Source organism: Helicobacter pylori, from assembly GCF_001998165.1.
Classification (GTDB): domain Bacteria; phylum Campylobacterota; class Campylobacteria; order Campylobacterales; family Helicobacteraceae; genus Helicobacter; species Helicobacter pylori_DL.
This window is the reverse complement of record NZ_MTWR01000008.1, coordinates 17,452-32,744: the sequence shown is the minus strand read 5'-3', so window position 1 is coordinate 32,744 and position 15,293 is coordinate 17,452. Positions and strand designations below refer to the sequence as shown.

The 15,293-nt window shown below is 39.8% G+C and carries 17 protein-coding genes; 5 read left to right on the top strand and 12 right to left on the bottom strand.

Annotated elements, in window-relative coordinates; all coding sequences use genetic code 11:
* On the top strand, positions 1-118 hold a 118-nt coding region (locus BZK24_RS01620; protein ID WP_077656363.1), incomplete at its 5' end, for an outer membrane beta-barrel protein.
* A gap of 853 nt (positions 119-971) precedes the next feature.
* Here the strand turns inward: BZK24_RS01620 and BZK24_RS01610 are convergent.
* Positions 972-1,202: an HP1242/YdcH family protein gene (locus tag BZK24_RS01610; protein ID WP_000468321.1), complete on the bottom strand. Its 231-nt coding sequence runs from the start codon at positions 1,200-1,202 to the stop codon at positions 972-974.
* Positions 1,203-1,321: 119 nt separating this feature from the next.
* On the opposite strand from BZK24_RS01610, the gene alaS reads away from it, so the two are divergent.
* The 3 genes from alaS (at position 1,322) to BZK24_RS01595 (ending at position 4,811) form a co-directional block, all read left to right on the top strand.
* Entirely contained in the window at positions 1,322-3,865 is a 2,544-nt protein-coding gene (gene alaS, locus BZK24_RS01605) for an alanine--tRNA ligase (protein WP_077656362.1), read from the top strand.
* A 1-nt stretch (position 3,866) separates the two neighbouring features.
* Complete coding sequence (gene maf / locus BZK24_RS01600; RefSeq protein WP_000420268.1) at positions 3,867-4,439, top strand: septum formation inhibitor Maf; 573 nt, start codon at positions 3,867-3,869, stop codon at positions 4,437-4,439.
* A 114-nt stretch (positions 4,440-4,553) separates the two neighbouring features.
* Positions 4,554-4,811, top strand: coding sequence for a hypothetical protein (locus BZK24_RS01595; protein WP_001875154.1), 258 nt, complete (start codon positions 4,554-4,556; stop codon positions 4,809-4,811).
* A 78-nt stretch (positions 4,812-4,889) separates the two neighbouring features.
* Here the strand turns inward: BZK24_RS01595 and BZK24_RS01590 are convergent, their stop codons facing one another.
* From BZK24_RS01590 to BZK24_RS01570, 5 genes are all read right to left on the bottom strand, one after another.
* On the bottom strand, positions 4,890-5,894 hold the full coding sequence (locus tag BZK24_RS01590) for a formamidase (protein WP_077656361.1): 1,005 nt from the start codon (positions 5,892-5,894) through the stop codon (positions 4,890-4,892).
* A 166-nt stretch (positions 5,895-6,060) separates the two neighbouring features.
* Positions 6,061-7,188: a glutamine-hydrolyzing carbamoyl-phosphate synthase small subunit gene (gene carA, locus BZK24_RS01585; RefSeq protein ID WP_077656360.1), complete on the bottom strand. Its 1,128-nt coding sequence runs from the start codon at positions 7,186-7,188 to the stop codon at positions 6,061-6,063.
* On the bottom strand, positions 7,188-7,739 hold the full coding sequence (locus BZK24_RS01580) for a DUF507 family protein (RefSeq protein ID WP_001237418.1): 552 nt from the start codon (positions 7,737-7,739) through the stop codon (positions 7,188-7,190). The genes carA and BZK24_RS01580 overlap by 1 nt, the downstream gene beginning before the upstream one ends.
* 78 nt (positions 7,740-7,817) lie before the next feature.
* Entirely contained in the window at positions 7,818-9,065 is a 1,248-nt protein-coding gene (locus BZK24_RS01575) for a glycosyltransferase family 39 protein (RefSeq protein WP_077656359.1), read from the bottom strand.
* On the bottom strand, positions 9,056-9,964 hold the full coding sequence (locus tag BZK24_RS01570) for a DMT family transporter (RefSeq protein ID WP_077656358.1): 909 nt from the start codon (positions 9,962-9,964) through the stop codon (positions 9,056-9,058). The genes BZK24_RS01575 and BZK24_RS01570 overlap by 10 nt, the downstream gene beginning before the upstream one ends.
* 351 nt (positions 9,965-10,315) lie before the next feature.
* Here BZK24_RS01570 and BZK24_RS01560 point away from each other — a divergent pair, with 351 nt between their 5' ends.
* On the top strand, positions 10,316-10,777 hold the full coding sequence (locus BZK24_RS01560) for an HP1233 family protein (RefSeq protein WP_015086188.1): 462 nt from the start codon (positions 10,316-10,318) through the stop codon (positions 10,775-10,777).
* A gap of 25 nt (positions 10,778-10,802) precedes the next feature.
* Here BZK24_RS01560 and folP read toward each other — a convergent pair whose 3' ends face one another.
* From folP to BZK24_RS01530, 6 genes are all read right to left on the bottom strand, one after another.
* The gene (gene folP, locus BZK24_RS01555) at positions 10,803-11,945 is read right to left on the bottom strand and encodes a dihydropteroate synthase (protein WP_077656356.1); all 1,143 of its coding nucleotides are present in this window, start codon (positions 11,943-11,945) and stop codon (positions 10,803-10,805) included.
* Positions 11,942-12,598: a DNA polymerase III subunit delta' gene (locus tag BZK24_RS01550; protein ID WP_077656355.1), complete on the bottom strand. Its 657-nt coding sequence runs from the start codon at positions 12,596-12,598 to the stop codon at positions 11,942-11,944. The genes folP and BZK24_RS01550 overlap by 4 nt, the downstream gene beginning before the upstream one ends.
* On the bottom strand, positions 12,595-13,137 hold the full coding sequence (hobA, locus tag BZK24_RS01545) for a DNA replication regulator HobA (RefSeq protein ID WP_000788269.1): 543 nt from the start codon (positions 13,135-13,137) through the stop codon (positions 12,595-12,597). Before hobA ends, BZK24_RS01550 begins: the two co-directional genes overlap by 4 nt.
* Positions 13,134-14,351 (bottom strand): aspartate kinase, encoded by a 1,218-nt coding sequence (locus BZK24_RS01540; RefSeq protein WP_077656354.1) that lies wholly within the window; start codon positions 14,349-14,351, stop codon positions 13,134-13,136. The genes hobA and BZK24_RS01540 overlap by 4 nt, the downstream gene beginning before the upstream one ends.
* Before the next feature lies 1 nt (position 14,352).
* Positions 14,353-14,820, bottom strand: coding sequence for an RNA pyrophosphohydrolase (locus tag BZK24_RS01535; RefSeq protein WP_000902600.1), 468 nt, complete (start codon positions 14,818-14,820; stop codon positions 14,353-14,355).
* Between the two features lie 160 nt (positions 14,821-14,980).
* Positions 14,981-15,271: a c-type cytochrome gene (locus BZK24_RS01530; protein WP_000756022.1), complete on the bottom strand. Its 291-nt coding sequence runs from the start codon at positions 15,269-15,271 to the stop codon at positions 14,981-14,983.
* Positions 15,272-15,293: the final 22 nt, after the last annotated feature.

Genomic DNA, 15,293 nt, shown 5'->3' with positions numbered 1-15,293 from the left:
GAATGAACTAGGGCTTAAAATCCCTACCATTAACACGAACTACTATTCCTTTATGGGGGCTGAACTCAAATACCGCAGACTCTATAGCGTGTATTTGAATTACGTGTTCGCTTATTGATGTTTAGCTCTTTGTGGAACTCTCTTTTTAAGGGGTTTCTTTTGAAGCCTTTTTTTTTGGAGGGGTTTAATTTTTTTGAAGCCTTTGTTTTTGAACTCTCTTTGTTTTAAATTCCTTTGTTTTAAATTCCTTTGTTTTGAATTCCTTTGTTTTGAACTCTCTTTTTTAGGGGGGCTTCTTTTTTAAGGGGTTTCTTTTTTAAACCCTTTGTTTTTTGAACCCTTTCGTTTTTTAAACTCTTTCGTTTTTTAAACTCTTTTTTTTAAACCCTCTTTTTTAAATTCTTTTTTTTTAAACCCTTTTTTTTGGGGGTTTGATCTTTCTTTTTGCTGATTTTTTTAATTTTTTAATCTTTTTACAAAACAAAGTTTTTATTTTCAAACGCTAATCATAAAAAACACTCAAAGGTGTTTTTTATAACCAACAATCAAAGAGCTTGCCAAAAGCAAGCGATAGTTTTAAAAATGGAAAATCCTTTTTAGCGTTTTTGATGATTGATTAGTGAAAAGCTTGACGCTACTTTAAGCGATAGTTTTTAAAAAAGCGCTTCTTTATATAGGGGGTTTAAGTTGGAGATTAAAAGGGAGAGAATGGTTTCAAAGCACTTCCTATCCCTTTAAGAAAATAAAATAAAACTTTAATAAAATAAGTTTTACAATAAAATGAGAGCTAGAACGATAAAACAAAGCTTTAAAAACCCATTTTTAAAATGATGTAAAGAACACTAAAATTAATAAAGTTAAAAACAACCTACCGCTTTAATCAAAATCAAAGCGTTAAATCCAACCAAGCAGTGAAGCTAGAACGCTCTTTTAAAAGCGTTTTAGCGTGTTTTCACCAAGATGGCTAAACCTTAAGCGTGCTCAGATTTTTGCTTTTCTCTATATTCTATGATCATGCCATGGATTTCATCTTTTAATTTTAATTTTTGTTTTTTCATGTGGCTGATTTCAGCGTCGCTAGCGTTTTGTTGCTCAGCGGTTTTGATGTCGTCATCAAGCTGGTTGTGTTTCTCAAAAATCTTATCAAAATGCGGATTATTCGCTTTTAACACGCTGATTTCGTCTCTAAATTCATGGAACATGGTTTTCTCCTTTAAGTTTGGATGTTTAAAGTATAATAAACTATCTTTTTAAAAAAACAACTTAAAAGAGCTATAAAATAGCTTTAAAAGGCGCGATAAAACTACAAAAAGGAATACCCATGGACATTCGCAACGAATTTTTACAATTTTTTCAAAATAAGGGGCATGAGATTTATCCTAGCATGCCTTTAGTGCCTAATGACGCCACCTTGCTTTTTACCAATGCCGGCATGGTGCAATTTAAAGATATTTTTACCGGGATGGTGCCGCGCCCTAGCATTCCCAGAGCGACAAGCTCGCAATTGTGCATGCGCGCAGGCGGCAAGCATAACGATTTAGAAAATGTCGGTTATACCGCAAGGCACCACACGCTCTTTGAAATGTTAGGGAATTTCTCTTTTGGGGATTATTTCAAAGAAGAAGCGATCTTGTTTGCGTGGGAATTTGTAACCAAAAATTTAGGGTTTAAGCCTAAAAATTTATACATCAGCGTGCATGAAAAAGATGATGAAGCCGTTAAGCTATGGGAAAAGTTTGTGCCTGTTGATAGGATTAAAAAAATGGGCGATAAAGATAATTTCTGGCAAATGGGCGATAGCGGGCCTTGCGGGCCTTGCAGTGAAATTTACATTGATCAGGGCGAAAAACACTTTAAGGGGAGCGAGGATTATTTTGGGGGCGAGGGCGATAGGTTTTTAGAAATTTGGAATTTGGTGTTCATGCAATACGAACGCTCTAATGATGGCGTTTTATCCCCCTTGCCAAAGCCTAGCATTGATACGGGCATGGGCTTAGAAAGGGTGCAAGCGTTATTAGAACACAAGCTCAATAATTTTGATTCTTCATTGTTTGCACCCTTAATGGAAGAAATCAGCGAGCTTACAGGTTTGGATTATGCGAGCGAGTTTCAGCCAAGCTTTAGGGTAGTGGCCGATCACGCAAGAGCGGTAGCGTTCTTGCTCGCTCAAGGGGTGCATTTCAATAAAGAAGGCCGTGGCTATGTTCTAAGGCGCATTTTAAGGCGGGCCTTAAGGCATGGGTATTTAATGGGCTTGAAAGAAGCGTTTTTATACAAAGTCGTGGGTGTGGTGTGCGAGCAATTTGCTAACACGCATGCGTATTTGAAAGAATCTAAAGAAATGGTGATGAAAGAATGTTTTGAAGAAGAAGAGCGCTTTTTAGAGACTTTGGAATCGGGCATGGAATTATTCAATTTGTCTTTAACGCATTTGAATGAAAATAAAATTTTTGATGGCAAGATCGCTTTCAAGCTTTATGACACTTTTGGTTTCCCTTTGGATTTAACAAACGACATGCTAAGAAGTCATGGGGCGTGTGTGGATATGCAAGGCTTTGAAAATTGCATGCAAGAGCAAGTGAAACGCTCTAAAGCTTCATGGAAAGGCAAACAAAATAACGCTGATTTTAGCGCTATTTTAAACGCTTATGCGCCTAATGAATTTGTGGGGTATGAAACGACAGAATGTCTTGCTAAAGTTTTAGGGTTTTTTGATAGCGGTTTTAAAGAAACAACAGAAGCAAATCCTAACCAAGAAGTTTGGGTCTTATTAGAAAAAACCCCTTTTTATGCGGAAGGTGGGGGGGCTATAGGCGATAAAGGCGCGCTTTTAAAGGGTGATGAAGAAGCGGCTCTAGTGCTAGATACAAAAAACTTTTTTGGGCTTAATTTTTCGCTCCTTGAAATCAAAAAAGCGCTAAAAAAAGGCGAACAAGTGATCGCACAAGTGAGCGATGAGCGCTTTGAAATCGCCAAACACCATAGCGCGACGCATTTATTGCAGAGCGCTTTAAGAGAAGTTTTAGGCTCGCATGTGAGTCAAGCGGGGAGTTTGGTGGAATCCAAACGATTGCGCTTTGATTTTTCGCATGCTAAAGCGCTCAATGATGAAGAGCTAGAAAAAGTAGAAGATCTAGTCAACGCTCAAATTTTCAAGCACTTGACAAGCCATGTGGAGCATATGCCTTTAAATCAGGCTAAAGATAAGGGAGCGTTAGCGTTATTCAGTGAAAAATACGCTGAAAATGTGCGCGTGGTGAGCTTTAAAGAAGCGTCCATTGAATTGTGTGGGGGCGTTCATGTGGAAAATACTGGGCTTATTGGGGGGTTTAGAATCCTTAAAGAAAGTGGGGTGAGTAGTGGGGTCAGACGCATTGAAGCGGTGTGCGGGAAAGCCTTTTACCAACTGGCTAAAGAAGAAAATAAAGAGCTTAAAAACGCTAAGACTTTATTGAAAAATAACGATGTGATCGCCGGCATCAACAAGCTTAAAGAGAGCGTGAAAAACAGCCAAAAAGCTCCCGTTTCTATGGATTTACCGATTGAAAAAATCCATGGCGTGAGTTTGGTGGTGGGCGTCGTGGAACAAGGCGACATTAAAGAAATGATTGACCGATTGAAAAGTAAGCATGAAAAATTGCTCGCTATGGTGTTTAAAAAAGAAAATGAGCGCATAACTCTCGCATGCGGGGTGAAAAACGCCCCCATAAAAGCGAATGTGTGGGCTAATGAAGTGGCGCAAATTTTAGGGGGTAAAGGGGGCGGGAGAGGTGATTTTGCGAGCGCTGGGGGCAAGGATATTGAAAATTTACAAGCCGCGCTCAATTTAGCGAAAAATACCGCTCTTAAATCTTTAGAGGGATAGCATGGAGCTTATTTTAGGCTCTCAATCCAGCGCTAGGGCGAATCTTTTAAAAGAGCATGGGATTAAGTTTGAACAAAAAGCGCTCTATTTTGATGAAGAAAGCCTAAAAACCACAGACCCTAGGGAGTTTGTCTATTTGGCGTGCAAGGGGAAATTAGAAAAAGCTAAAGAGTTACTTGCGAATAATTGCGTTATCGTGGTGGCTGATAGCGTGGTGAGCGTGGGTAATCGCATGCAACGAAAAGCTAAAAACAAGCAAGAAGCCCTTGAATTTTTAAAACGCCAAAATGGTCATGAAATAGAGGTTTTAACCTGCTCTGCATTGATTTCTCCTGTGTTGGAATGGCTGGATCTGTCGGTTTTTAGAGCGCGTTTAAAGGCGTTTGATCCTAGCGAGATAGAAAAATATTTAGAGAGCGGATTGTGGCAAGAAAGCGCGGGCTGCGTGCGTTTGGAGGACTTTCATAAGCCTTATATTAAAAGCTCAAGCAAGAATTTGAGCGTGGGGTTGGGGCTGAATGTGGAAGGCTTGTTAGGGGCACTACAATTAGGGGCTAAACTTTTATTATTATAAACGCTATTATTTTATAAATATTAAAACACTATCCACTAACTGATAAACCCCCTTGACAAACAAAAAAAACGATATAATACAACATTTGATGTTTAAGGAGTTGTGCATGGGGTCTTGGTCTCGTATTCTTTTATCAATCTTGGTGGTGGTTTTGGGATTAGCGCTTACTACCATGCTCATAAATTGGCATGTTTAGCGGGAATGATCTATTATGGCTATGGCATTATTACAGATTTTAGCACTCTATCATCTACAATGTGGTGGTGGTCTTTATCAAAAATAACATGGTTTTGCATAGGTTATATCGCTTTATGGGGGCTTACGCTTATTATAGGTCGTCTTACATGCTCTACAATAGAAGACTATTCGTAAAAATTGATTGAAAAAAATTAAAATAGGGGGGACGCTAGAACCTTTAAACAGATTCTAGCAAAGACATAAAGTTAGGGATTATTTCCCAAAACGCCCACCGGTGGTAGGGTAGCCATAAATAGAGCCGTCTTTGATTTTCATGTGATCTTCCCAAGGCAATTTGTATTTACCAGCGGCTAAGTCTTTGATGTAGGTTAAGCCTGCATCATGTTCTCCGCCTGGTTTAGCCACATACCCTCTATGGCCTAGGTTGTAAATGTTGTTTTCTAAGCCCCAGCTTAAGCGGGCGTTGTCTGCCATTTTAGGATAGATTTCCCCGGTTACAATCTCCCAAGGGTTGCGGTGCCCTTGAACAAGAGTCGTGCCGTCAAAGTTACAGATTTGCCCCTCACCAAAGTAGTAAAAGACATTGTCATAGCCGGCTAAATTCACGCTCACGGTATACATCAAATTGTGCCACGCGTTGGAGCGGTTGGTCAAAATCCATTGATCATTGACTTGAGTGCTATAGCCTGAAATGCGGATATACACATTGCACCCTTTATAGGCCGCTTCTCTAGCGAGCTCTGGAATCATGCCGTCATGGCAAATGCACACGGCTAACTTTGATCCGCCCGGACCCTCGCACACAGGCATTCCTAAATCCCCAGGATACCATGGTTCAATGGGATTCCATGGGAATAGCTTGCGGTATTTTAAAATGATTTCACCTTGCGGATTGATGATAATGGCGGTGTTGTAGGGGTTTTTGTTAGAATCAGGATTGCGTTCCATGATTGAAAAAACACCATAAACTTTCGCCTCTTTACACGCTTGAGCGTAAGCTTCCGTCTCTTTACCCGGGACATCTAATAAAAACTCTTCACTAATCCACTTAGCGGTATTCAAACCTTGCGTGCTGTATTCAGGGAAAATGATAAGCTCCACTCCCGGATACCCCGCTTTAGTCGCATGCAAGGTTCTAATAATGCTTTCAATGTTGTGATCAATATCCTTACGGCTATTGACAATTGGCACAGGAAACTGAATGGCTGCCACTAAAAACCCTTCAATAGGTTTGCCCATACTACCGATACTTCCCATAATAACTCCTTCTAAAAAGTTTTGTCGCAATAACAATAACAATTATTGCGAGAGAATGCTATTGCAAGAGAACTAATTTAGAGTAAATGCGAGATTTTTTGATAAAAAGATTTAAATCTATTTTTAAAGCGCTTTTCAGCCTCTACAGGTGCTGTTTTAAAACCCCCTAAAAGCCCTTTAACAATCCCACAAATTCTTTAAAAATATAATGGCTCTCTTTGGGGCCGGGGCTGCTTTCTGGGTGGTGCTGGACAGAGATGATGGGAGCGTTTTTATAGCGCACGCCCTCAATGGTGTTGTCAAAAAGATTGCGGTGCGTGATAACAGCGATTTCTTCAATTTCTTCAGGGACGCAATAGTTGTGGTTTTGCGCGGTGATTTCAACGGCGTTTGTTTTTAGGTTTTTAACGGGGTGGTTGCTCCCATGATGGCCAAATTTGAGCTTGTAGGTAGGATAACCTTGTGCGATAGAGAGCAATTGATGCCCTAAGCAAATGCCAAACATGGGGATTTTAGCGTCAATGAGTCGCTTGATTTCTCCAATTTCTTGCTGCAAGCTCAAAGGATCGCCTGGGCCGTTAGAGAGGAAAATCCCGCTAATTTCTTTTTTTTCATAGGCTTTAATCAGCTCGCTAGCTTTAGTATGGTGCGGATAAATAAGGGCTTTTAACCCCACATTTTGAAGCTCGTTTAAAATGTTGCCCTTAGCCCCAAAGTCTAGCACGGCGATAATTTTATGAGAGGTTTTTTCATCAAAAGGCTTGTAATCTAGGGTGTTGAAATCAAAAGTAGCGCGTTGGTGCGTGATTATTTTTGGCGTGGAAACGCTAGACACTAAGGGGGAGTGAGAAATTTTAGGAGCGTTTTTTAAAATCTCTTCAAGCTTGTTTTTGTCATGCTCTATCGTGGAAGCTACTATCATCAAGCACCCATAATGGCGTAAGGTTTTGATCAAACTCCTGGTATCAATGCCACAAATCCCTAAAACGCCACGCTTTTTTAAATAAACGCTCAAGCTAGAATCCGCCCTTGAATTAGAAAAAAATTCGTTGTAATGGCGCGCTAAAACCCCTGTGCATGAAAAAAAGGATTCATCATCTTTAGAATTAGCGCCCACAACCCCAATTTCAGGCATGCTAAAAACCACAAATTGCCCCTTATAGCTAGGGTCGCTGATGACTTCTTGATAGCCGCTCATGGAAGTGTTAAAAACAAGCTCGCCCACTTGCGTGCCACTAGCCCCAAAACTTTGCGCTTGCAAAAAAAGCCCGTTTTCTAAATAGAGAGAAACCATTATAAAAAGCCCTTGCGCCTTAATTCTTCTTCATAGAGCCTTTCAAACACCAACTCGTATTCATCGCTCCCTACGGGGAGTTTGCGTTTGTAATGCTTGATTTTTTCATGCACTTCATTTTCAATGCTTTCATACGCTTTAGAATAGGTGTCAATGGATTTGTAAATCAAGTTTCTTATCAAATTCTCTGACACGCTAAACATGATCAAATCTTCATCTAAGATTTTATTCAAAATCTGGTGCGACAAATCGTTGCACCTTTCTTCCCAAAACAAATGGAAACCCTCTTTTTGAGCGATCTGTCTTTTAATCATCCAAAAAAGCTGCCTTTCATCCATCCGCATGAATTCTATCTCATCGGTGTTTTCTTCTAAAAGCTCTCTGGCTTGCTCGTCTATGGCGTTTTCTTTTTTAACGCTTTTTTCCAAAATCCCTTCTATCAATTCACACAATAATTCTCTAGGGGCTTTTAATTCTAATAGTTTTGAATGGATAAAGTCGTTGGCAATCTTATGGCTTATATGGTTTATATGGGTTAGTTTGAGTCTCATGATTTTTCTCGCGTATTTTATTTATTTTTGGAGTGTATTTTATCATTCTTTAGATAAAATGCTTTTTAAAGAATTAATTTAATGGCGCACCAAACTATAGGATTGTAGAATTTTATCAGCGTAGATGATTTCAATATCAGGGCGTTTTTTAGAAATTTTAGTGTTGATCAGTCTTAACCTCCCCCCTTCTTTAATGCCATAGAATTGGAGCCTTAAAGCGAGTTGTTTATCGTTAGTGCGGATTTGATGAATGCCCCTTAATTGCAAGGCTGTAGCGACTTCTTTGGCTAAGAAATGCCGGTTTAATAATTTTTCATTAGCGCCAGAAATTTTACTCCCCCATAAAAAAAGCGTTTCAGTGAGCATTAAAAGATACAAACTAAAAACGCGCAAATAATACTGCCCCCTAAATTCCTTTAAACGCACCCTAAGGCTATTTAAAACGCTTTTAATGAACAAGGGTAAGCCGATTAACGCTAAGGGGGCGAAAGTTTTCAAATCTATCTCTTGGCGCATGCTCAAAAGCAAAGGGAAAAGCCAACCGCTCGCGCTCATAAAGGCTAGTAACGATGGCTTTTTATCAAAAAGGGCTTTATAGAGCGTATAAGGGTAGTAGAGGAACAATAAGGGCGAATATAAAAGCATGAGTTCTAAGCATGTGTCTATAAAATACCCGCTAGGCAAGCCCTTATTGAAACTCCCGCTAAAAAGAGCGGTATTCACAATTAAAACCACCAAAATAAAGATCGCGCTCTTAAAATAGCGTCTTCTTAAAGCGTAGGTAAAAACCCCTAGTAAAAGCGGGATAAACGCGCCGTCTAAAAACGCGCAAGCGCTAAGGGTTAAATAAGGGATTTTTTGGGTTTTGATATATAAATAGCTAACCAAAAGCCCAAGGCTTAACACCAGCACGCTTTTAGCCAATAAAATCGCAAAGAGATTCACCCCAGGCAATAAAGCGTAAGTCAATACCACATAAAGGGCGTCTTTAGGCTTTTTTAAGATCTTTCGCCCTATCAAATAAAATAAAAACATGTTGATGATATGAGCGATCAAAAAAGGCAATCTTAAAGCCAAATCGTTTTGGCCTAAAATGGCGGCACTTTTTTGAGCGATTTGAACAAACCATGCGCTGCTATAAAAAAAATCCTTCGCTTCATTGTAACTGATAGAAATTTCTTCGCTCATCAACAGCCCCAAAGCCAGAACTAAAAAAACCATGACAATAAAAATTAAATCGCTTAAATCAAAGCTCCTTGTTTTTTTTTCCGGATAAATAAAATAGCGGAAATATAACAGAGTGCTTTGTAGGGGGCTTAGTTGCATGATTTAAAATTTTTTAATTCTTTTAAAAGAGCGGGCAAGGCGATGAGTAAGCCTGAACATAAGATCAAAGCCACCCCTAAAGAGCTTTTAAGATCCAAAAATGTATCGCCTAAATACAGCCCAAACAATAGCCCCCAAACAATGCGGGTGTATTCAATGGGAGCGATGATCCCAGCAGGAGCGTTCATGTAAGCATAAGTTAAGAAATACTGCCCTAAAGTCCCGCTAATCCCTATTAAAGAAATCCACAAAATATCCTCTTTTCTAGGGATGTGAACGCCTGTGGATAAAAAAGGAATATCAATGAACATGCCCGCTAACCCAAGAAGGCTCATGCCAAAGGCGAACGCTAAAATCACGGCCTGCTTGTCGTAATATTCCCTCAAATCCCTTAAAGTGATATACGCTAAAGACACAAAGATCCCGCTCAATATTCCCATAATGATTTCAACTAGTCCCACATTTTCCACGCTAGGATCGGAGATCAACACCACCCCCACTAGCCCAATGCATGCGGAAATTAACGCGCTTCTTTTGAGTTTTTCTTTCAAAAGCAAAGGGGAAAGGAGCACCGTATAAATGGGTGCGCATTGCGAGAAAGCCGTCGCTGTAGCGAGCGAAATTTTTTCAATATTATAAAAAAACGCCAGCATGGCTAAGCCCCCCACAACGACCCTAAAGGCGAGCTTTTTAAAACCGCCTTGTTTGTAACTCTTCAAGCGGTAGGGTTTGAAAGGGTAAATAAGTAAGAGTAAAAGCGTCATGGTAATGGAGCGGTAAAACACGTTTTCCATAGGGGAAAAATAATCCGCTGTGATTTTAACAAACGCGCTCATGATCCCAAAGCATAAATTCGCCAAAAGTATCATTGAAACGCCAAATAAAATGGTATTACGCATGCTTTTTACCCATCAATAAAGATTTTTAGGGTAGTTTAACCTAAAATCTCTAATTAAGGATTAAAGTTTTTAAGCTCTAAACGCATAAAAGTTGCATTGATTGATAAAATCATGGTATAACAATGCTCTAGGAGTTTTACCTTTTGCTTATCCATTTTAAGCTCCTTATAGAAATATGAAAACACAAAAAACACGAATCCTTTTTGAAAATAAACTCCTAGACCCTTTTTAAAGGGTTTGAATACCACCATTAGAAAAATTTTTTAATCCATTGCTTTTTGAATTTTTTAGTCTCATTAGGGAATGGATTTTGCTTAACATTAGCGTAAAATTCAATTTTAGGAAATTCGCATGGCTGTTTCTTCTATCAATCAGTTTGATTCTAACCTCTATGGGCTTTTAAACGCTAAAAGTGCTCCTAAAGAAGACCTGGCTCCTATTGAAAACACAGAAAAAATAGAGCGAGAAAAAAAGGACGCTCCAACAGAAAACCTCCCCTTTAACCCTGACAAGCGAGAGACTTACGGCTTTTTGGTTTTAGAATTGATGAGCGATAGGGAGTATGAGGCTTTTTTAAGGGCTACGGCCGGAATGGATGAGAGCCAGAAACGCTTGGCCGCTCAGTCGCTCTATAGTTTGACGGATTTTTATAACGGGAAATTCTCTAAAGAAGTGGAAAACGCCCCCAAACAACCGATAAATGGCTTGCACAAAAAAGCCCTACAAACCTTTAACGCTACCAACCATAACGCTTTTTTGCAACGCTACCAGAACGCTTATAACAACCCTTCTTCTATGGATGTTACCCTTTAAAATAAGGGTAGGGTGAAGCGCTTTTTCAATTTGTTTCTTCCAAACTCTTAAACACCTTGATGAGATCTATATGCTCATCAATGTCATGCGCTCTTAAAATGCTCGCTCCATTTTGCAGCGCCATTAAATGCAAACTCAAAGTGCCGGCGAGCCGGTTTTGAACTTCACGCCCGGTGATAAGCCCGATCGTGTTTTTACGACTCGCTCCCACCAATAAGGGTTTTTTGAATTTGAGGAAGTGGCTTAAATGCTTGATTAAGGCTAAATTATGCTCTTTTAATTTAGCGAATCCAAACCCAATATCTAAAATAATATCTTGAAGCGCGTATTTTTCTAAAACCTCTAGTTTTTCCTTAAAGAAGCGATCCATTTCATCAAACAGATTGTGGTAAAAAACATTTTCTTGCATGTCTTTGGGGGTTTTTTGAGCGTGCATTAAAATGCAAGTGGGCTTGTAATCTCTGGCGACTTCTAGCATTTTAATACTGCTAAAACCGCTCACATCATTAAGGATGGAAAAATAATGCTCCAAAGCCATTTGGGCGGTTGTGGCATGGTAGGTGTCTATGCTGAATTTAGCGCATTGGTAGAGTTTTTGGGATTTGATTTCTAATAAAACTTCTTTTAAGCGATCTTGCTCTATTTTTGGATCAATGATTTCACTCTGTGGCCTTGAACTGGCTGCGCCTATATCAATGAGCGTGATACCCTTTTCTAATAATTGATAGATTTCTTCAAGTGCTTTTTTACTATCAAACCGGCTTTTTTCATAAAAACTATCCGGCGTGAGATTCAAAATTGCCATGATTTGTGGGTTGTTAGGCTTTTTGGATTTAAGGTGGCTTTTTAATTCTTGCGCTAAATTTTTAAGCCCAAAGGGTTGGGAGTGGCACTTGACAATAAGGCGTTCTAACTGGCTAGCGCTCACAATCAACACCCCATCATAAAAAGGCTCTTTAGCTAAAATACAATCTCTTGGCGTGGCGAAATCGCCCCCAACGCTGATGGCCTCTTGTTTTAAAATGAGCGTTGCGCTTAAGGGCAGATGCTGGATTTCAAAAACAAAGCTAACGCCTTTTTTGTGCATATGGGTTTGAGCGCCTTTTTCTGATCCGGTTTTTAAAAGGGCGTTTTTGAGCGCATCAGGGTTAAGGCGTTTTAAAATCATGGCGTTTTCCTTTTAGATAAAAGACTTAAAAGTAGGGGTAAAAGATTATAGCTGAGCTTATAATAAGAGCTATTAGCCTTGATCGCTAAATCAAAGGCTTGCAATTCTTGCTCGCTCAAATAGATTTGGTGTTTGTGAATACTCTCTAATAAGCTTTCAATTTTTTCCCTCTGATTTTCTCTGGAATCAAAATTTTCTTTGTCTAAATTTTTTAAAAACGCATAAATGTCTTTCAGATCCAGCCTGGATAAATCCAAATCCAAAGGTTTTAGGGGGATTTTTTGGCGTTTGTCTTCTTTGATTAGGCGGGATTTAATGGTGGCTAACACATGGTTTGGGCTTTTAGCGAACATGATAAAACAAACGTTATTCGGGGGTTCTTCTAAGATTTTTAAAAGCGCGTTTTGGGCTTCTACGCCATAGCTGGGTGCAGCGATTAAAAAGGCGTTTAATTCGCTGTGTTTGAGGTTGGCTTTGGATAGGACTTCTTTGGCATGCTCTATTTTAAAATCCTTGTTAAAAGTTTTGATCACCTTTTTGTCTTTTTCAAGGATCTCGGTGTAGAATTTAATGTGGTGTTCAAAAAGGCTTGCAGTCTCTTCTAGGCTCTCTTCAAGATTGTCCGTATAAATAAGGCGGTTGGAGTTTTTCACAAAGTAACCTTATTGTATAGCGCACTAAAAAGCGCGTTTTCAAAGAGTTTGAAGAGTTGCAATAATTTATAATCTAGCAAGCTATCATGCTCTTTTAAAAGCAAGCAATCTTCTTTAAGCTCTTCAAAAAGCCATAAAAAACTAGGGATTTTACTCAATAGTAAGGTTTTTAAGCCTTCATTTTCAATTTTCCCAACATGCCAAAACATGGGGTTTTGATAAGTCATCTCTATGGTGGCTAGAGAGAGATTCGCATCGTTTTTGGGGTAGAAAGAAGAAGCGTTAAAATCAATGACGGACAATAAGGGGCGCTCTTTTAAATCTTTAGGGTTTAAGTTAGAAAGAATGTAGTTTAAAAACCAGCGCCTAGAAGAATCCGCGCTCACTAACAGCGATCCGCCATTAAGCACATGCGAGATGGTTTGCGCGATGAGTTTGGCATAACTTGATCGCTCTAATTCCAGCCACCCGCTTTGTTGTGCGATAAACTCCCCTTGATCGCGCACAAATTCCTTGATCCAGTCGTAGAAATTTTTCATCGATCTAATTGATACACCGCATGCAAGGTTCTAACCGCTAATTCAGCGTATTTAATGTCAATCAAAACCGAAATTTTAATCTCGCTTGTAGAAATCATCATGATATTGATATTGTCTTTGGCTAGGGCTTTAAAAGCGATGCTCGCTACCCCAGAATGCGACTTCATGCCCACGCCCACTATGGAGACTTTAGCGATATTTTCATCATAATCAATGGAATCCATTTGCGCTAAAAAAGGCTTTAAGGCTTGCTTGGTTTCTTCTATTTGGGTTTTAACGATCGTAAAATCCAAATCGGTTTTGCCGTCTCTGCCGATCGTTTGGACGATCATATCCACATTAATGCGATACTCCGCTAAAGCGCCAAAGATTTCAGCGGCAATGCCAGGTCTGTCTTCCACGCCCTCCATGCTCACACGAGCCTGATTCTTATCCAATGCGATCCCACTCACTATAGGGGTTTCCATGCGTTCTCCTTTAAAGTCTTTTTCAGCCACAATGAGCGTGCCTTCGCTATGGTTAAACGAATTGCGAGTCACTAACTTCACGCTGAGTTTTTTAGCTAATTCTACCGAGCGGTTTAACAATACTTTAGCCCCCATAGAAGCCAGTTCAAGCATTTCATCATAGCTGATTTGCGCGATTTTTTGAGCCTTTTCTTCAATGCGCGGATCGGTGGTATAAACGCCATCCACATCCGTATAGATTTCGCACAAATGCGCTTTTAAAGCCCCGGCCAAAGCGACCGCGCTCAAATCGCTCCCCCCACGCCCTAAAGTCGTTGTTTCGCCTTGAATGTCAGCGCCTTGAAACCCAGCGATCACTACAATGTAGTTTTTTTCTAAAAGCCCTGTGATGCGTTTAGTGTCAATGGATTGGATCACGGCGTTTTGAAAATGCGAACTGGTTAAAATGCCCGCTTCTTTCCCGCTCAAGGAAATGGCTCTATGCCCATACCTCTCTAACGCCATGCTCAAAGCCGCGCTTGAAATCCATTCCCCCGCACTGACAATCCTATCCATTTCCCGCTTGTTAGGGTTATGGCTAAAATTCTTGCCAAATTCTAAAAGTCTGTCGGTTTCGCCGCTCATCGCTGAAACCACCACCACGACTTGATGCCCTAATTTAACGCTTTCTAAAACCCTTTGGGCGACATTGTGGATCCTTTCTATGCTGCCCATGCTCGTGCCGCCGTATTTTTGAACGATTAACACCCTATAAATACCCCTCTCTTTTGAAATAAGCGATGACTTGGCGGTACACTTGACGCTTAAAGGGAACGATTTTTTTAAGCAAGTCCTTAAGATGGATGAATCGATAAGCTCTAAATTCTGGCGTGTGTTTGTTCAAATCAATGTTGTTCGCATGCTTTAGGCGCACTAAAAAATAGCGTTGTTTTTGCCCATCAAATGAATAGAATTTATGCTCCATATTGCTTGGGAAATCATAGGCGATCCATCTGGGGTATTGCGCTAAAATCTCTATTTCATTCGTGCCAATTTCTTCTAGTAATTCCCTATAAAGCGCCTCTAAAGGGGTCTCGCCCTCATCAATGCCTCCTTGGGGGAACTGCCACGCCCCTTCAATATCTATGCGCTCAGCGATAAAAACTTCGCATGTATTAGGGTAGTCTGGCGACATGATAATGGCCGCAACGTTAGGACGATATTTTTTATGTAGCATAGGTCTTTATTTTAGCTCTTTCTTGTTTGATTAAGATGGTATTATAGTGTATGCTGGCTTTAAGTAGGGTTAAGAATGCCATTAAAATCAAAAATTAAGAAAAAAGGGTTTGAAACTCATTTTAATAGCGCCCAAATAACGCTATTAAAATTAAGAGGGTTTATTTGAGAGTGGGGATGTATTTGGCTAAAGCTTTGATGTCTTCATCGCTTAATTTTTTAGCCTGGGCGGCCATGACAGGATTCTTATTAGCACCGCTTTTAAAATCCATAAGATCTTTTTCAATTTCCGCTTCACTCATCATGTTGACGATTTTGCTTTTACCTAAAGCTTTCTTTTCAAATTTAACCCCATGGCAAGCGGCACAACCTTTTGCAAGGGCTTTAACATCGGTTGCCATTAAAGCGTTTGCGAACGCCAAAACGCCTAAAGCCACAATAACCTTTTTCATAGTCGTCTCCTTACTTATCAAA

Coding starts and splice junctions, on each gene's coding strand:
- BZK24_RS01610 (WP_000468321.1), bottom strand. CDS start 1,202: ATGTTCCATGAATTTAGAGACGAAATCAGCGTGTTAAAAGCGAATAAT.
- alaS (WP_077656362.1), top strand. CDS start 1,322: ATGGACATTCGCAACGAATTTTTACAATTTTTTCAAAATAAGGGGCAT.
- maf (WP_000420268.1), top strand. CDS start 3,867: ATGGAGCTTATTTTAGGCTCTCAATCCAGCGCTAGGGCGAATCTTTTA.
- BZK24_RS01590 (WP_077656361.1), bottom strand. CDS start 5,894: ATGGGAAGTATCGGTAGTATGGGCAAACCTATTGAAGGGTTTTTAGTG.
- carA (WP_077656360.1), bottom strand. CDS start 7,188: ATGGTTTCTCTCTATTTAGAAAACGGGCTTTTTTTGCAAGCGCAAAGT.
- BZK24_RS01580 (WP_001237418.1), bottom strand. CDS start 7,739: ATGAGACTCAAACTAACCCATATAAACCATATAAGCCATAAGATTGCC.
- BZK24_RS01575 (WP_077656359.1), bottom strand. CDS start 9,065: ATGCAACTAAGCCCCCTACAAAGCACTCTGTTATATTTCCGCTATTTT.
- BZK24_RS01570 (WP_077656358.1), bottom strand. CDS start 9,964: ATGCGTAATACCATTTTATTTGGCGTTTCAATGATACTTTTGGCGAAT.
- BZK24_RS01560 (WP_015086188.1), top strand. CDS start 10,316: ATGGCTGTTTCTTCTATCAATCAGTTTGATTCTAACCTCTATGGGCTT.
- folP (WP_077656356.1), bottom strand. CDS start 11,945: ATGATTTTAAAACGCCTTAACCCTGATGCGCTCAAAAACGCCCTTTTA.
- hobA (WP_000788269.1), bottom strand. CDS start 13,137: ATGAAAAATTTCTACGACTGGATCAAGGAATTTGTGCGCGATCAAGGG.
- BZK24_RS01535 (WP_000902600.1), bottom strand. CDS start 14,820: ATGCTACATAAAAAATATCGTCCTAACGTTGCGGCCATTATCATGTCG.
- BZK24_RS01530 (WP_000756022.1), bottom strand. CDS start 15,271: ATGAAAAAGGTTATTGTGGCTTTAGGCGTTTTGGCGTTCGCAAACGCT.